Genomic DNA, 1,249 nt, shown 5'->3' with positions numbered 1-1,249 from the left:
TAGGCGATCATAATTATGCAAATCACTCCAAACAATAGCATCACCCCAAGTCGGAATAGAAGCTTCTAACCTAGATTGTTCATGTATGGTATGATATATATCAGAAATACTCTTGTTGGTCGGCATAACCTTAAGTATTTCGGCATTAGAAAGCGGGTTTGGTGAGTGCATATAGCACCACCAGAACACCGCTTTTATTCGTCTTTCAATAGACATTCCTCTATGATTACGTAACATAGTGCGTAACTGAGCATTTACACCACCTTCTATACGATTATTAGTAGCTGGGCAGGTACATGTTAACGATGCATCTAAGTAAGTAAATAAACATCTTTTGTTAATCAATTTAACTAAGGAATTTTCTGCTTTTATAAGTCGTTCATGTTTAGGTCGTATCGTACCATTTTCATCAACTGTTATTTCTGATAGGAATACCCTATGTCGTACTTTCCATGACATAACGTTTTGTACCCACTTCATAGCATGATCTTGCGTGTGTATTGTTAATAAATCCCTTGCAATTCCATATAACTCACAACCAGCAATCGTTTTAGGACGTATTGTTGTATAGCGTTTTACTTGTTGAAATGCATGAAATAAGCACCTTTGTAGTTTGGCTTTCGGCCAAACTTTTTTTAATGCCTTTTGAAAGCCGGTACCACCATCGGATATAACTACTATAGGTGATGAAATACGTCGTAATAAAGCCTCCCAAGCCTTAGAATGCTCATATCTACAAACATACCAGCCTAAGACATGCGTCTCATTACAACAGATTAAAATACAAGCATTTCTAGCTAAATAAATACCATCAACAAATACCACACTACTTGATGATTCAACTTTTGGTGGTAATGGCCAAAGCTCCCAAAACTGTGATGTTTTTCTACGAAATGAACGTCCATCGCCAGCCATATCTAACTGTGTGTGTTTACCAAATAACCAATCCAAAAATATCTGTAAATTATTATTAGTTTTATTCACTTTATTTGTGAATGAGCAAGAACATTGATTACAATACCAACGTTGAGAACCCGCATTTGTTTTACCATTTCTCTTACAGACGAAACCACAATTAGGGCATCTGACTAGTCTCATAATTATACTCCTTCTAAAAAATATATCTCTTTAGAAAGATAAAACCTTATTTGAGTCAGTAAAATCAAGGGGTTTCAGACTTTTTAGCAACACTTTTTGTCCTATATGTAAAAGTCACTCAAAAAGATAAAATGCCGATGGAGCTAGTATT

The 1,249-nt window shown here is 35.4% G+C and carries 1 protein-coding gene; it reads right to left on the bottom strand.

All coding sequences use genetic code 11. The features are described 5' to 3' along the window. Positions 1–1,098: IS256-like element ISVesp1 family transposase (locus O3607_RS09715; RefSeq protein ID WP_371443788.1), on the bottom strand; the 1,098-nt coding region annotated here is incomplete at its 3' end. Positions 1,099–1,249: the final 151 nt, after the last annotated feature.

Source organism: Veillonella sp. 20925_1_51 (assembly GCF_041431445.1).
GTDB classification, from domain to species: Bacteria; Bacillota; Negativicutes; order Veillonellales; family Veillonellaceae; genus Veillonella; species Veillonella nakazawae.
This window is presented reverse-complemented; position numbering and strand designations above follow the sequence as displayed.